The 14,169-nt window shown below is 47.4% G+C and carries 23 protein-coding genes; 2 read left to right on the top strand and 21 right to left on the bottom strand.

Annotation, left to right across the window (positions count from 1 at the left end; translation table 11 throughout):
- Nucleotide 1: 1 nt before the first annotated feature.
- The 21 genes from rpsH to AC8GFU_RS01085 form a co-directional block, all read right to left on the bottom strand.
- On the bottom strand, nt 2-406 hold the full coding sequence (gene rpsH, locus AC8GFU_RS01185) for a 30S ribosomal protein S8 (RefSeq protein WP_506626682.1): 405 nt from the start codon (nt 404-406) through the stop codon (nt 2-4).
- Nucleotides 407-517: 111 nt separating this feature from the next.
- Complete coding sequence (locus AC8GFU_RS01180) at nt 518-703, bottom strand: type Z 30S ribosomal protein S14 (RefSeq protein ID WP_095526894.1); 186 nt, start codon at nt 701-703, stop codon at nt 518-520.
- A gap of 3 nt (nt 704-706) precedes the next feature.
- A complete protein-coding gene (rplE, locus tag AC8GFU_RS01175) occupies nt 707-1,264 on the bottom strand; it encodes a 50S ribosomal protein L5 (RefSeq protein WP_506626681.1) in 558 nt (185 codons plus the stop codon).
- The gene (gene rplX / locus AC8GFU_RS01170; protein ID WP_506626680.1) at nt 1,264-1,575 is read right to left on the bottom strand and encodes a 50S ribosomal protein L24; all 312 of its coding nucleotides are present in this window, start codon (nt 1,573-1,575) and stop codon (nt 1,264-1,266) included. The genes rplE and rplX overlap by 1 nt, the downstream gene beginning before the upstream one ends.
- A 2-nt stretch (nt 1,576-1,577) precedes the next feature.
- Entirely contained in the window at nt 1,578-1,946 is a 369-nt protein-coding gene (gene rplN / locus AC8GFU_RS01165; RefSeq protein ID WP_445821869.1) for a 50S ribosomal protein L14, read from the bottom strand.
- Between the two features lie 18 nt (nt 1,947-1,964).
- Entirely contained in the window at nt 1,965-2,234 is a 270-nt protein-coding gene (gene rpsQ, locus AC8GFU_RS01160) for a 30S ribosomal protein S17 (RefSeq protein WP_506626679.1), read from the bottom strand.
- Complete coding sequence (rpmC, locus tag AC8GFU_RS01155) at nt 2,234-2,449, bottom strand: 50S ribosomal protein L29 (protein ID WP_506626678.1); 216 nt, start codon at nt 2,447-2,449, stop codon at nt 2,234-2,236. The genes rpsQ and rpmC overlap by 1 nt, the downstream gene beginning before the upstream one ends.
- The gene (rplP, locus tag AC8GFU_RS01150) at nt 2,450-2,863 is read right to left on the bottom strand and encodes a 50S ribosomal protein L16 (protein ID WP_506626677.1); all 414 of its coding nucleotides are present in this window, start codon (nt 2,861-2,863) and stop codon (nt 2,450-2,452) included. It lies immediately after the preceding gene.
- Entirely contained in the window at nt 2,863-3,630 is a 768-nt protein-coding gene (gene rpsC / locus AC8GFU_RS01145; RefSeq protein WP_506626676.1) for a 30S ribosomal protein S3, read from the bottom strand. The genes rplP and rpsC overlap by 1 nt, the downstream gene beginning before the upstream one ends.
- Nucleotides 3,630-4,034: a 50S ribosomal protein L22 gene (gene rplV, locus AC8GFU_RS01140; RefSeq protein WP_506626675.1), complete on the bottom strand. Its 405-nt coding sequence runs from the start codon at nt 4,032-4,034 to the stop codon at nt 3,630-3,632. Before rplV ends, rpsC begins: the two co-directional genes overlap by 1 nt.
- Nucleotides 4,027-4,311: a 30S ribosomal protein S19 gene (gene rpsS / locus AC8GFU_RS01135; RefSeq protein WP_506626674.1), complete on the bottom strand. Its 285-nt coding sequence runs from the start codon at nt 4,309-4,311 to the stop codon at nt 4,027-4,029. The genes rplV and rpsS overlap by 8 nt, the downstream gene beginning before the upstream one ends.
- Nucleotides 4,312-4,323: 12 nt before the next feature.
- The gene (rplB, locus tag AC8GFU_RS01130; protein ID WP_506626673.1) at nt 4,324-5,157 is read right to left on the bottom strand and encodes a 50S ribosomal protein L2; all 834 of its coding nucleotides are present in this window, start codon (nt 5,155-5,157) and stop codon (nt 4,324-4,326) included.
- Between the two features lie 33 nt (nt 5,158-5,190).
- Nucleotides 5,191-5,484: a 50S ribosomal protein L23 gene (gene rplW / locus AC8GFU_RS01125; protein ID WP_506626672.1), complete on the bottom strand. Its 294-nt coding sequence runs from the start codon at nt 5,482-5,484 to the stop codon at nt 5,191-5,193.
- A complete protein-coding gene (gene rplD, locus AC8GFU_RS01120) occupies nt 5,481-6,152 on the bottom strand; it encodes a 50S ribosomal protein L4 (protein ID WP_506626671.1) in 672 nt (223 codons plus the stop codon). Before rplD ends, rplW begins: the two co-directional genes overlap by 4 nt.
- Nucleotides 6,153-6,154: 2 nt before the next feature.
- A complete protein-coding gene (rplC, locus tag AC8GFU_RS01115) occupies nt 6,155-6,850 on the bottom strand; it encodes a 50S ribosomal protein L3 (RefSeq protein ID WP_506626670.1) in 696 nt (231 codons plus the stop codon).
- A gap of 16 nt (nt 6,851-6,866) precedes the next feature.
- Nucleotides 6,867-7,175, bottom strand: coding sequence for a 30S ribosomal protein S10 (rpsJ, locus tag AC8GFU_RS01110; RefSeq protein WP_017955300.1), 309 nt, complete (start codon nt 7,173-7,175; stop codon nt 6,867-6,869).
- 128 nt (nt 7,176-7,303) lie between these two features.
- Nucleotides 7,304-8,497 carry an elongation factor Tu gene (gene tuf, locus AC8GFU_RS01105; RefSeq protein ID WP_506626669.1) on the bottom strand — a complete coding sequence of 398 codons (1,194 nt, stop codon included), beginning with the start codon at nt 8,495-8,497 and terminating at the stop codon, nt 7,304-7,306.
- 60 nt (nt 8,498-8,557) lie between these two features.
- Nucleotides 8,558-10,612: an elongation factor G gene (gene fusA / locus AC8GFU_RS01100; protein WP_506627162.1), complete on the bottom strand. Its 2,055-nt coding sequence runs from the start codon at nt 10,610-10,612 to the stop codon at nt 8,558-8,560.
- A 99-nt stretch (nt 10,613-10,711) separates the two neighbouring features.
- Nucleotides 10,712-11,182 (bottom strand): 30S ribosomal protein S7, encoded by a 471-nt coding sequence (gene rpsG / locus AC8GFU_RS01095; RefSeq protein ID WP_506626668.1) that lies wholly within the window; start codon nt 11,180-11,182, stop codon nt 10,712-10,714.
- Nucleotides 11,182-11,562, bottom strand: a complete 381-nt coding sequence (gene rpsL, locus AC8GFU_RS01090) for a 30S ribosomal protein S12 (RefSeq protein ID WP_018207201.1) — start codon at nt 11,560-11,562, stop codon at nt 11,182-11,184. The genes rpsG and rpsL overlap by 1 nt, the downstream gene beginning before the upstream one ends.
- Nucleotides 11,563-11,781: 219 nt before the next feature.
- Complete coding sequence (locus tag AC8GFU_RS01085) at nt 11,782-12,138, bottom strand: hypothetical protein (protein ID WP_506626667.1); 357 nt, start codon at nt 12,136-12,138, stop codon at nt 11,782-11,784.
- Nucleotides 12,139-12,182: 44 nt separating this feature from the next.
- Between AC8GFU_RS01085 and deoD the strand changes: the two genes are divergently transcribed.
- A complete protein-coding gene (gene deoD / locus AC8GFU_RS01080; RefSeq protein ID WP_506626666.1) occupies nt 12,183-12,887 on the top strand; it encodes a purine-nucleoside phosphorylase in 705 nt (234 codons plus the stop codon).
- 3 nt (nt 12,888-12,890) lie between these two features.
- On the top strand, nt 12,891-14,132 hold the full coding sequence (locus tag AC8GFU_RS01075) for a M48 family metallopeptidase (protein WP_506626665.1): 1,242 nt from the start codon (nt 12,891-12,893) through the stop codon (nt 14,130-14,132).
- Nucleotides 14,133-14,169 lie beyond the last annotated feature (37 nt).

Here is a 14,169-nt window from a genome sequence, read left to right as displayed (position 1 = left end):
ATCACCATACGTAGGCGAGAACTTCTCCGCCTACGCCCTGCTTGTTGGCTTGCTTATCAGTAAGCAATCCAGATGAAGTTGAAATAATCGCAACGCCTAGTCCACCAAGAACCTTTGGAAGAGCTGTTGACTTTGCATATACGCGAAGTCCTGGCTTGCTAACGCGACGCAAACCAGCGATTGAACGCTCACGGTTTGCACCAAACTTAAGGTCAAGAACAAGGTTCTTACCTACTCCATTTTCTGCATCTTCAACGCGATATCCAGCGATGTAACCTTCTTGCTGAAGGATCACTGCGATACGTGCTTTAACCGATGATGACGGCATTGAAACCGAATCATGGTAAGCAGAGTTCGCGTTGCGCAGACGAGTCAACATGTCTGCGATCGGATCTGTCATTGTCATACGTGGCCTCGTGGCCTTTCTCGAACTGGTTTCTTTCTACAGACCTTGTTCGTTGTAGTTATTTGGATAGGACCTTATTTTTTATTAAGTTTGGAAATCTCGTTCTTTGTATTACCAAGAAGCCTTAGTGATACCAGGTAGCTCACCACGGTGAGCCATTTCGCGGAAGCAAACACGGCAGATGCCAAACTTCTGATAAACAGAGTGTGGACGTCCGCAACGCTGGCAACGTGTGTAGCCGCGAACCTTGAACTTAGGCTTGCGAGCTGCTTTTACCTTGAGCGATGTCTTTGCCATGGCTTATGCCTCCTTGAATGGAAAGCCGAGCGCCTTAAGAAGTGCGCGACCTTCAGCATCATTCTTTGCTGTTGTTACGAAAGTAATATCCATACCGCGTGGACGATCAACCTTGTCCTGTTCGATTTCTGGGAATACAACCTGCTCGGTTAGACCGAATGTGTAGTTTCCACGTCCATCAAACTGCTTTGGTGATAAACCACGGAAGTCGCGGATACGAGGTAGTGAGATTGAAAGCAAACGATCTGCAAACTCCCACATACGATCTCCACGCAACGTTACGTGTGCACCAATTGGCTGACCTTCACGAAGCTTGAACTGCGCAATTGACTTGCGAGCCTTAGTAACCTGTGGCTTCTGTCCAGTGATTGTTACTAGATCGCGGATTGCTCCTTCGATTAGCTTTGAATCACGAGCTGCATCGCCAACACCCATGTTCACAATCACCTTTGTAAGTGTTGGAACCATCATTGGGTTCTTGAATCCAAATTCGCTCTTTAGTGCAGGAGCAATAGTGCTCTTGTACTTAGCTTTTAGACGTACATCTACCTTTGTTGACATTAGATGTCCTTTCCGGTGCGACGTGAGATACGAACATTCTTGCCTTCTTCGTTCTTGCGAACACCAAGACGTGAAGCCTTGCCATCGCTATCAACGACCATGACATTTGAAATATGTAGTGATGCTTCAACAGTGATGATTCCGCCGACCTTTACGCCGCGATCACCAGTTGTCTCCTTTGTGTGACGCTTCTGGCGATTAACGCCTTCAACTGTTACACGGTTGCCATCAACTGAAAGAACCTTTCCTGTTGTTCCGCGATCTTTACCCGCGATAACAAGAACTGTGTCATCCTTCTTAATCTTTGCCATTATTAGAGCACCTCCGGAGCTAGCGAGATGATCTTCATAAAACGCTTATCGCGAAGTTCACGTGCAACTGGTCCGAAGATACGGGTTCCACGTGGCTCGCCATCAGCCTTCAAGATCACTGCGGCATTTTCATCAAACTTAATGTAGGAACCATCTGGACGACGACGTTCCTTAACTGTACGAACGATGACGGCCTTAACGACCTCACCCTTCTTAACCTGTCCGCCAGGAATTGCATCCTTAACAGAACAAACGATGATGTCTCCGATACCGGCATAGCGGCGCTTGGATCCACCGAGCACACGAATACAGAGAAGCTCTTTAGCTCCTGTGTTATCCGCAACGCGTAGGCGCGATTCTTGTTGAATCATTAGTTATCCACCAGACCCTTACTTTGCCTTCTCGAGAATCTCAACCAAACGCCAGCGCTTTGTTGCTGACAATGGACGAGTTTCCATGATGAGTACACGATCGCCCATGCCTGCAGAGTTCTGCTCGTCATGTGCTTTTAACTTGCTAGAGCGAGACATAACCTTTGAGTACATACCGTGCTTTACACGATTTGAAACTTCAACGGTGATGGTCTTATCCATCTTGTCGCTGATAACAATTCCTTCACGGACCTTACGGTCGCTGCGATCTGCATTATTTGTTGTCATTACGCAGCTCCTCCGATTCCTAGTTCGCGTTCGCGAATAATTGTGTAGACACGTGCGATCTCTTTGCGCACTGCGCTAAGACGACCGTGGCTTTCCAACTGTCCAGTTGCTGCTTGGAAACGTAGGTTGAAAAGTTCTTCCTTCAACTCACGAACCTTCGCTGTTAGCTCTTCTGCTGACAATTGGCGTAGCTCTTCATTAGTTGTAATAGCCACTTATGCCTCCTCACGCTTTACTACACGACACTTCATTGGAAGCTTGTGCATCGCAAGACGCATTGCTTCTACTGCGATTGCTTCTGATACACCAGAGATCTCGAACATAACGCGACCTGGCTTAACGTTTGCAATCCACCACTCAGGTGAACCCTTACCGGAACCCATACGAGTTTCAGCAGGCTTCTTTGTTAGTGGACGGTCTGGATAAATATTGATCCATACCTTTCCACCACGCTTGATGTAACGAGTCATAGCGATACGAGCCGCTTCAATCTGACGGTTTGTTACATAAGCAGGAGCTAGAGCTTGAATACCGAAGTCACCAAATGCAACTTGTGATCCACCCTTTGTTGCTCCCTTGCGAGATGGGTGGTGCTGCTTACGGTGCTTAACGCGACGTGGAATCAACATTAGTTAGTTGCTCCTTCCGCGGTTGGTGTTCCCTGAGAAACAGTTACTTCTGCACGTGGTGCGCGTGGAGTACGAGGTCCGCGACGTTCTGGCTTTGGAGCACGTGCTTCAGCAAGTGCCTTTTCAGCACGCTCTGTACGTGAACCAATAACTTCGCCCTTGTAGATCCATACCTTTACACCCAAGCGACCAAATGTTGTATGTGCTTCGTAGAAGCCATAATCAATATCTGCACGAAGTGTGTGTAGAGGTACTCGACCTTCACGGTAGAACTCTGAACGTGACATTTCTGCGCCACCTAGACGACCACCACACTGAACACGAATGCCCTGTGCGCCAGCCTTCATCGCTGATTGCATTGACTTCTTCATTGCGCGACGGAATGAAACACGTGCAGCAAGCTGCTCGGCGATTCCTTGTGCAACAAGTTGTGCATCAATCTCTGGGTTCTTAACTTCAAGAATATTTAGCTGAACCTGCTTGCCGGTTAGCTTCTCTAGACGCTGACGAAGGATGTCTGCTTCTTGACCACGTCGGCCAATAACAATTCCTGGACGTGCAGTGTGAAGATCGATGCGAACACGATCACGTGTGCGCTCGATTTCAATGCGAGAAACGCCTGCGCGCTCCATGCCCTTATTCATCAAGCGACGGATTTCGACATCTTCCTTGACGTAATCCTTGTAAAGCTTGTCTGCGTACCAACGTGATTTGAATTCAGTTGTAATTCCGAGACGGAAGCCGTGTGGGTTTACTTTTTGACCCATTACTTGGTCGCTCCCTTCTTGTTCATAGTCTTGCTAGCGGCTTTTACATCGCTAACTGCAACTGAGATGTGTGATGAACGCTTCAAGATACGGAAACCGCGACCCTGTGCACGTGGACGGAAACGCTTCATTGTGCGGCCCTCATCAACTAGTGCTTCTACAACCCAGAGCTCTGAAGCATCACGGATTGCAGGGTTCTTAGCCTTCGCATTTGCAACTGCAGAGTTAAGAAGTGTGTACACATCTTGTCCTGCAGCTTGTGGTGCGAACTTCAAAATGTTTAGTGCTTCATCAGCACGTTGTCCACGAATTAGGTCGACGATACGACGTGCCTTCTGTGGTGTATGGCGAATGTCGCGCAGTACTGCGCGTGCAATCAATGCGTTGTCTTGTGTGTTAGCCACGAGATGCCTTTCGATCGTCGCCCTTAACGTGACCACGGAAGGTACGTGTTGGTGCGAATTCACCTAGCTTGTGTCCGATCATTGCGTCAGTTACGAAAACCGGAATGTGCTTACGGCCATCGTGTACTGCAATGGTGTGTCCGATCATTGAAGGAATGATCATTGAGCGACGTGACCAGGTCTTGATCACATTCTTTGTGTTGGCATCGTTTTGTGCATCTACCTTCTTGAGTAGATGTCCATCAACGAATGGACCCTTCTTGAGACTTCTTGGCATAAGGGCTCCTACCTACCGCTTCTTATTCGACTTGCGACGACGGACGATCATTGAATCTGATGCTTTCTTCTTACGAGTGCGGCCTTCAGGCTTACCCCAAGGAGTCACTGGGTGACGTCCACCAGAAGTCTTACCTTCACCACCACCGTGTGGGTGATCTACTGGGTTCATAACAACACCACGAGTAGTTGGACGAACACCTAACCAGCGCTTACGTCCAGCTTTTCCGTAGTTAATATTTCCTTGCTCAGCGTTTCCAACTTCACCAACAGTTGCGCGGCAACGAACATCAACGTTACGAATTTCGCCAGATGGCATACGAAGTTGTGCGTATGGGCCATCCTTTGCAACCAACTGAACTGATGCACCAGCTGAACGAGCGATCTTCGCTCCTCCACCTGGACGAAGTTCAATTGCGTGAACTGTTGTACCTACTGGAATGTTGCGAAGTGGCAAGTTATTGCCAGGCTTGATATCTGCCTTTGGACCGTTCTCAACTGTTGCACCTTGAATTAACTTGTCTGGTGCGATGATGTAACGCTTTTCTCCATCTGCGTAGTGCAGAAGTGCGATACGTGCAGTGCGGTTTGGGTCGTACTCAATGTGAGCGACCTTTGCCGGAATGCCATCTTTGTCATTGCGAACGAAATCGATTAGACGGTAAGCACGCTTGTGACCGCCACCTTGGTGACGAACAGTTACGCGACCTTGGTTGTTACGTCCACCCTTTGAGTGAATTGGACGAACAAGTGACTTTTCAGGAGTCGAGCGAGTGATTTCAGCGAAATCAGGAACGCTTGCGCCGCGTTGACCAGGGGTCGTTGGCTTTAATTTACGAAGTGCCATGATGATCCTTTTCTTTTCAAGGTCCAGTTCCCGTTAGGAAACCGGTCCTCCGAAGATGTCGATGCGGTCGCCAGCAGCAACTTGAACAATCGCGCGCTTGGTGTCTTTACGCTTTCCATCACCAAAACGAGTTTTCTTGTTCTTGCCCTGACGGTTCATTGTGTTAACGCTTACTACCTTCACGCCGAATACCTTTTCAACAGCGATCTTGATCTCTGTCTTATTAGCATCTGGTGCAACGATGAATGTGTACTTATTCTCATCAAGCAGCCCGTAGCTCTTTTCAGAAACAACTGGTGCAACTAGAACGTCGCGGTAATCTTTCATGCGCTGACCTCACTTTCACGTGCAACAGATGTAGTTCCCTTGCCCTTTGAAGGAGCCTTTAGGAAATCCTTGATTGCAGCTTCTGAGAAAACAACGTCATCGCTCTTAAGGATGTCGTATGCATTCAACTGATCTGGAACAAGAAGGTGCATATCATCAGCGTTACGAAGTGAACGCCATGCAAGATCCTCAGTACGTGAAACAACTACAAGAAGATTCTTGCGATCGCTGAACTGACGAACTGCTGCAATTGCTGCCTTTGTTGAAGGAGCTGTTGCGATTGAATCCAACACGTGAATGCGATCGTGGCGCTGGCGGTCTGAAAGAACTCCGCGTAGTGCAGCAGCGATCATCTTCTTTGGTGTGCGTTGGAAATATGTACGTGGGCGAACAGCATGTGCTGCACCACCACCGCGTTGTAGCGGAGCGCGAACAGAACCCTGACGTGCACGGCCTGTTCCCTTCTGCTTGAACGGCTTCTTACCTGAACCAGATGTTTCACCACGGTTCTTTGCCTTTTGTGTTCCCTGGCGAGCAGCTGCAAGTTGTGCAGTTACTACCTGGTGAATCAAAGGAATGTTTGTCTGCGCATCAAAGATCTCTGAAGGAAGATCTACTGATCCAACCTTCTTACCTTCTGCGTTCTTTACTTCAACAGTAAGCGCCATGATTAGTTGCCAGCCTTTCCTGCTGTTTCATAGATCGCGTGCTTGGCTGCAGAACGGATGAATACAAGCTGTCCGTCTGGGCCAGGAACTGATCCCTTGATAAGAAGTAGGTTGCGGTCTGCATCAACTGAATGCACAACAAGGTTTTGAGTTGTAACGCGAACGCCACCCATAACACCTGACATACGCATACCCTTGAAAACACGACCTGGTGTTGAACATGCACCGATTGAACCTGGCATACGGTGCTTACGATCAACACCGTGAGATGAACCAAGACCACCGAAACCGTGGCGCTTCATAACACCAGCAGTTCCCTTACCTGTGCTTGTTCCAGTTGCATCAACTAATTCGCCAGCTGCGAAAACTGTTGCACCAAGTTCTTGTCCAACTGTGTAGTTAGTTGTATCAAGTGTGCGAAGTTCTGCTACTGAACGGCGTGGTGTAACACCAGCCTTTGCGAAGTGGCCTGCAAGTGGCTTTGAAATCTTCTTAGGGTCGATTGCGCCGAACGCGATCTGCACTGCTGAGTAACCATCCTTCTCAGGTGTACGGATCTGTGTAACTACGCATGGACCTGCTTCAACAACGGTTACTGGAACCATCTTGTTGTTAGCATCAAAAACTTGGGTCATACCAAGCTTCTTACCGAGGACGCCCTTGATGGACGATCCAGCTGCTTGAGTTGTAAAAGTCATTGTTGTCGTCCTTTCCTTAGAGCTTGATCTCGATGTCGACGCCAGCTGGCAAGTCGAGACGCATCAATGAGTCAACAGTCTTAGGTGTTGGATCGATGATGTCGATTAGGCGCTTATGTGTGCGCATCTCGAAGTGTTCGCGGCTGTCCTTATATTTGTGAGGAGAGCGAATAACACAGTAAGTGTTCTTCTCTGTTGGTAGCGGCACTGGACCCGCGACCGTCGCACCAGTGCGCTCAACAGTTTCAACGATTTTCTTCGCTGAACTATCAATCACCTCATGGTCGTAGGCCTTGAGTCGAATGCGGATCTTTTGTCCCGCCATGTCGTTCTCCTTCTATCTGTTCTTTCGAACCTTTGTTAAATCTTCGTCAATTATTAATTTTTCAAACTTTGTTTTTGCCCGACGGTTTTTTACGCCGCCGGGCTCCAACATTTAAATCTTTAGAACTATTACTTCTTAATCTTTGTAACGCGACCAGCACCTACTGTGCGGCCACCTTCACGGATTGCGAAGCGAAGTCCTTCTTCCATTGCGATTGGCTGAATCAGTGTTACTGACATTTCAGTGTTATCGCCAGGCATAACCATTTCTGTTCCTGCTGGAAGTGTTACAACACCAGTTACGTCAGTTGTACGGAAGTAGAACTGTGGACGGTAGTTGTTGAAGAATGGTGTGTGACGTCCGCCTTCATCCTTTGAAAGGATGTATGCAGATGCATCAAACTCTGTGTGAGGTGTGATTGAACCAGGCTTGCAAACAACCTGACCACGCTCAACATCTTCACGCTTTAGACCGCGAAGTAGAAGACCTACGTTCTCGCCAGCCTGACCTTCGTCAAGAAGCTTACGGAACATTTCAACACCTGTAACAGTTGTCTTCTGTGCCTCTGTGCGGATACCAACGATTTCAACTTCTTCGTTGACCTTAACTACACCGCGCTCGATACGACCAGTGATTACTGTTCCACGACCTGTGATTGTGAAAACATCTTCAACTGGCATAAGGAATGGCTTGTCGATTTCGCGTGCTGGCTGTGGAATAAATGCATCTACTGCATCCATTAGCTCCATCAACTTGTCAGCCCACTTCTGGTCACCCTCAAGTGCCTTAAGTGCTGAGATGCGAACGATTGGTGTGTCATCGCCTGGGAACTCGTACTTAGATAGAAGTTCACGAACTTCCATTTCAACTAGTTCTAGAATTTCTTCATCGTCAACCATGTCTGACTTGTTTAGAGCCACAACGATTGATGGAACGCCAACCTGACGAGCAAGTAGTACGTGCTCCTTTGTCTGTGGCATTGGACCATCTGTAGCTGCAACAACGAGGATTGCTCCATCCATCTGTGCAGCGCCAGTGATCATGTTCTTGATGTAGTCAGCGTGACCTGGGCAGTCAACGTGTGCGTAGTGACGCTTCTCTGTCTGGTACTCAATGTGAGCGATAGAGATTGTGATACCGCGTTGACGCTCTTCAGGTGCCTTATCGATCTGATCGAAAGGTGTGAATGGGTTTACATCAGGGTACTTGTCGTGCAAAACCTTTGAGATTGCTGCAGTAAGCGTTGTCTTTCCATGGTCAATGTGACCGATGGTTCCAATGTTTACGTGCGGCTTTGTGCGCTCGAACTTGGCCTTTGCCATTTTGGTTCCTCTTTCGTTTCCTAGTGCTTAGTTATTAGGGGTTGTGCTTTTTATTAGGGTTTATTCGCCGCGAACTTTCGCAATGATTTCCTTCGCTACGTTGCCAGGTACTTCGGCATACGAATCGAACTCCATTGAGTAGCTTGCGCGACCTTGTGTTCTGGAGCGGAGATCGCCGACATAGCCGAACATCTCTGACAACGGAACTAGCGCCCTAACAACGCGGGCACCTGACCGCTCGTCCATGGCCTGGATTTGACCACGACGACTATTGAGATCGCCGATGACATCACCCATGAAGTCTTCAGGGGTAACAACTTCGACGCGCATTACTGGTTCAAGAATTGCAGGATCAGCAAGCTTTGAAGCTTCCTTGAACGCTGCGATACCAGCCACCTTGAAAGCGAGCTCCGATGAGTCAACATCGTGATACGCGCCGTCAAGAAGAGTTACTCGTACATCTGTTAATGGGTAACCAGCAAGAGGACCTGATGTCATTGCTTCTTGGCAACCCTGATCAACTGAAGGGATGTACTCGCGTGGAACGCGACCTCCAGTGATCTTGTTTACGAATTCGTATCCGCCTTCAACTTCACCAGTTGGAAGTGGCTCGATTGCGATCTGAATCTTTGCGAACTGACCTGAACCACCAGTCTGCTTCTTGTGTGTGTAATCGTGACGAGCAACCGCCTTGCGAAGTGTTTCGCGGTAAGCAACCTGAGGCTTACCAACATTTGCTTCAACCTTGAACTCGCGACGCATACGGTCAACGAGAATTTCAAGGTGAAGTTCACCCATACCAGCAATGATTGTCTGGCCAGTTTCTTCATCAGTCTTAACGTGGAAAGTTGGATCTTCTTCAGATAGACGCTGAATCGCAACGCCAAGCTTCTCTTGGTCACCCTTTGTCTTTGGCTCAATAGCAACAGAGATAACTGGTGCTGGGAAGTCCATTGATTCAAGGATTACTGGCTTAGCTGGATCACAGAGAGTTTCACCTGTTGTTGTGTCCTTAAGACCCATAACAGCAACGATCATTCCTGCACCAACATTGTCACGCTCTTCGCGCTTGTTAGCGTGCATCTGGTAAATCTTTCCGATGCGCTCCTTGCGATCCTTCGCTGAGTTCAAGATTGTTGAACCAGTCTCTAGGACGCCTGAGTACACGCGGATAAATGTGAGCTTTCCAAGGTGTGGATCTGTCATGATCTTGAAAGCAAGCGCTGAGAAAGGCTCATCGTTCTTTGGAAGACGCATGATTTCCTTCTCAGGATCATTCATGTCGTGACCAACAATTGCATCCACATCAAGTGGGCTTGGAAGGTAACGAACAACAGCATCAAGCATTGGCTGTACACCCTTGTTCTTGAACGCTGAACCAGTTAGAACTGGTGAAAGCTTTGCAGCAAGAGTTGCACGACGGATACCCGCGATGATCTCTGCTTCTGTTAACTCAATTCCTTCTAGGAACTTTTCCATCAACTGGTCATCATTTTCAGCAAGTGTTTCTAGCATTGCTGCACGAGCTGCCTTTGATGCTTCAACCATGTCTGCAGGAATTTCTTCAACTGCATAATCTTCACCCTTTTGTGTCTCTCCACGCCAGGTAAGTGCCTTCATTGCGATTAGATCGACAACACCAAGGAAGTCAGACTCTGCACCGATTGGAAGTTGTAGAACTAGAGCAACAGCGTTTAGACGATCCTTGATCATGCCAACGCACTTATCAAATGATGCACCTGTACGGTCTAGCTTGTTAACAAAACAAATACGTGGAACTGAGTAACGATCTGCTTGACGCCAAACAGTTTCAGATTGTGGCTCAACACCAGCAACACCGTCGAACACTGCAACAGCACCATCGAGAACACGAAGTGAACGCTCTACCTCAACTGTGAAGTCAACGTGACCTGGTGTATCAATGATGTTGATGAGGTGCTTGTTCCACATACATGTTGTTGCAGCTGAAGTGATCGTGATACCACGCTCTTGCTCCTGCTCCATCCAGTCCATGGTTGCAGCACCTTCGTGAACTTCACCGATCTTGTAGTTGATACCGGTGTAGAAAAGGATGCGCTCAGTAGTCGTGGTTTTTCCCGCGTCGATGTGCGCCATGATTCCGATGTTACGAACCGTAGCTAGATCGATCTTTTCTACTGTTGACACTTATATTCCTCTTCTCGTTGCTTCGAAAATTCTTCGTTTACTTAGTGATTACCAGCGGTAGTGAGCAAACGCCTTGTTTGCTTCCGCCATTTTGTGTGTATCTTCGCGACGCTTTACAGCTGCACCAAGACCGTTGCTTGCATCAATAAGTTCATTCATCAAACGCTCTGCCATTGACTTTTCGCGGCGTGAACGTGAGTAATCAATTAACCAACGTAGAGCCAAAGTTGTTGAACGGCTTGCCTTAACTTCAACTGGCACCTGGTAAGTAGCTCCACCAACGCGGCGTGAACGTACTTCAACAGCTGGCTTGATGTTGTCTAGTGCACGCTTCAAAGTAATTAGCGGATCAACCTGAGTCTTCTCGCGAGTACCTTCTAGTGCGTTGTAAACAATCGCTTCTGCAGTTGAACGCTTACCGTGTAGAAGAACGCGGTTGATTAGCGCAGTAACAACTGGTGAGTTGTAAACAGGATCTGCAACAACTGGTGACTTAACAACAGGACCTTTACGTGGCATTAGCTAGCCTTCTTCTCTCTCTTAGTACCGTAACGAGAACGTGACTGCTTACGGTTCTTAACACCTTGTGTATCTAGTGATCCGCGAATGATCTTGTAACGAACACCAGGCAAATCTTTTACACGACCACCGCGTACAAGAACAATGGAGTGCTCTTGCAAGTTGTGACCTTCACCTGGAATGTATGCAGTGACTTCCATGCCACTAGTAAGACGTACACGTGCAACTTTGCGAAGAGCAGAGTTTGGTTTCTTAGGGGTTGTTGTATAAACGCGTGTGCAAACTCCGCGTCGTTGTGGTGAACCCTTAAGTGCAGGTGTGCTTGTCTTCGTAGTCTTTTCTGCACGACCACGACGAACTAGCTGTTGAATTGTTGGCACTTCATCTCCATTCGTAACTTCGTTACTGATCTTTATTCACGCTTATTTACCGACCCACGCGGTCGGGTGTGTTGCACCCGATTCGCAGTAATGATGTAAAAAGTTTTTCAACTTGTTTACAGCACAGGCAAAGAAGCTCTAAAAAAGAGCAGACGCGAAGGGTAACCCAGTGGGCTCACGCGAGGCAAATCCGGGGTTTTACTCCTCGGATCCCGAAAATCAGGCCAATCCCGCCAAAATTTGCTCTTCGGCGTGTCGTGATCCATCGAGGGTATAGACCCAGCGCTGGAATGGGCCTGAGGAAAAATTGATGATTACCCCTGGTTTTTTACGCTTAATTACGCAGAAATCCTTGGTTTTGAGCCTGCGCATGACCCCGATCATCACCACAAAGGGGATGCCGGTGCCTGGGGCTCGGACCCCCTGAAGCACCTGGGTAGTCCATAGATCTTCGGCAAATTCGATGGATTCAACCTGGCTGAGCAGGGCTTTTGGGGCTGGCCAGAAGGCGGCCACCTGCTCAAGGGGGGTTAATTGGAGCCTAATTTCAGCCCCGTCTATTACCAAAATCGCCATGGAATCAAGGGTACTACTGATGCCTTCTATGGTTCGCTGGGTTCATGAGCACACCACATATTTCAGCAGCTAAGGGCGAGATCGCCGAAAGAATTCTATTGCCGGGAGATCCTCTTCGCGCAAAATGGATTGCAGATAACTACTTAGAAAATGTTAAACAGTACAACGCGGTTCGCAACATGTTCGGTTACACCGGTACATACAAAGGTGAACGAGTTTCAGTACAAGGAACAGGTATGGGATTGCCATCAATCTCAATTTACGCAACTGAACTTTTCAATGAATACGATGTACAAACTGCAATTCGTATCGGAACCTGCGGCGGATTACTTGAAAAGACAAAGGTTGGCGATGTCATCCTTGCGATGAGCGCTTCAACTGATTCAAACATCAACCGACGTTTTACCAACAACTTGGATTTCGCACCTCATGCAGATTTCAAGCTGTTGCTTGCTGCATATGAGGCATCGAAGAACATTCCTAATGTTCACATCGGTGGAGTTGCATCAATGGATTACTTCTACGATGAAACAGATTCAGCGCAGAAGTTGATTCAGCATGGAGTGCTTGGTGTTGAGATGGAAGCAAGTGCTTTGTACTCAATCGCTGCACGTAAGCAACGACGCGCTCTTGCAGTCCTTACTGTTTCTGACCACATCATTACTCATGAATCAATGCCATCGGCAGATCGCGAGCAATCACTTAATGCAATGGTTGAAATTGCACTAAGCGCACTACTGAACGGATAAGCAATGACAACAGCAGAATGGTTATTGCTTGGGATCGTTACATTTATTCTGATTGATTTCGCTGCAGGACGAGTTATTGATTTCTTAAATGAAAACAGTAAGAACGCTCCCCTATCCCCTGTTGCGGCCGAGATTTACAACCCAGATGAGTATGCGAAATCCCTTGAATATGGCACCGCAAAGTACAAAGTAGAGCTATTTACCTCAGTAATAAGCACTGTAGTAATGCTTTCAGCGATCATTTTGGGCTTGTTTGCCTGGCTAGATGAGGCGATTCGGGATCGTTTTTCTAACAACTTACTGATCACAGTGATCTTTTTTGGCGTACTAATCGTTGTCGGAATGATTGCAAATCTTCCAGTTTCTTATTACTCAACCTTTGTAGTTGAAGAAAAGTTTGGCTTTAACAAGACAACGAAGAAGTTATTTGTCATGGACACAATTAAGCAGCTACTACTTAGCGTTGCACTTGGTTTGCCGATCATTTACTTGATCGCCCTGATCTACCAAAACCTTGAATCAACTTTCTGGTTAGTTGGATGGTTAGCAGTCTCTGCTATCTCGCTATTTATGTTTATCTTCGGAACTCGCATCTTCTTGCCGATGTTTAATAAGTTGAAGCCACTTCCTGAAGGTGAATTGCGTTCAGAGGTTGAGGCATACTGCCAGTCACAAGGCTTCCCACTTTCTAAGTTATGGGAAATGGATGCATCAAAACGTTCTACAAAGTTAAATGCATTTTTCTCTGGCATGGGCAAGGTAAAGATCATTGGTCTGTATGACACATTGATTGAGAAGTTAACAACTAAAGAAACTGTTGCTGTGCTTGCTCACGAGGTCGGTCATTACAAGCGCAAGCATGTGTACACAATGTTTGCCTTTAGTAATGTGCAAACCTTAGTTATCTTTTCCTTGATGGGTTGGTTGCTTGGTAATCCAAACCTTTCAAAAGCGCTTGGTTCAGATACTCCAAGTTTCCATCTTTCAATGATCGCCTTCTTTATGCTCTTCACACCTGTATCTACAGTGCTTGGCCTCATTAATAACTCTTTCTCACGCCATAACGAGTACCAAGCAGATCAGTATTCGATTGATACTTATCCAGGGGCACGCGAGTACATGTATTCAGCGCTAAAGAAGCTATCTGTGGAGTCTTTAAGTAACCTAAATCCACACCCTGTTTACGTTGCCGTGCATTACTCACATCCACCGATTCTGGATCGTTTAGCTAACTTACAAAAGTAACTCTCTTTATAAAACAGAAAGGCCCCTGAGTGATCAG

This window comes from Planktophila warneckei (SeqCode), from assembly GCF_965234675.1.
In the GTDB taxonomy this organism is placed as follows: domain Bacteria; phylum Actinomycetota; class Actinomycetes; order Nanopelagicales; family Nanopelagicaceae; genus Planktophila; species Planktophila warneckei.
Note: the sequence above shows the minus strand (reverse complement) of the source record. Positions and strands in the feature narration are given on the sequence as shown.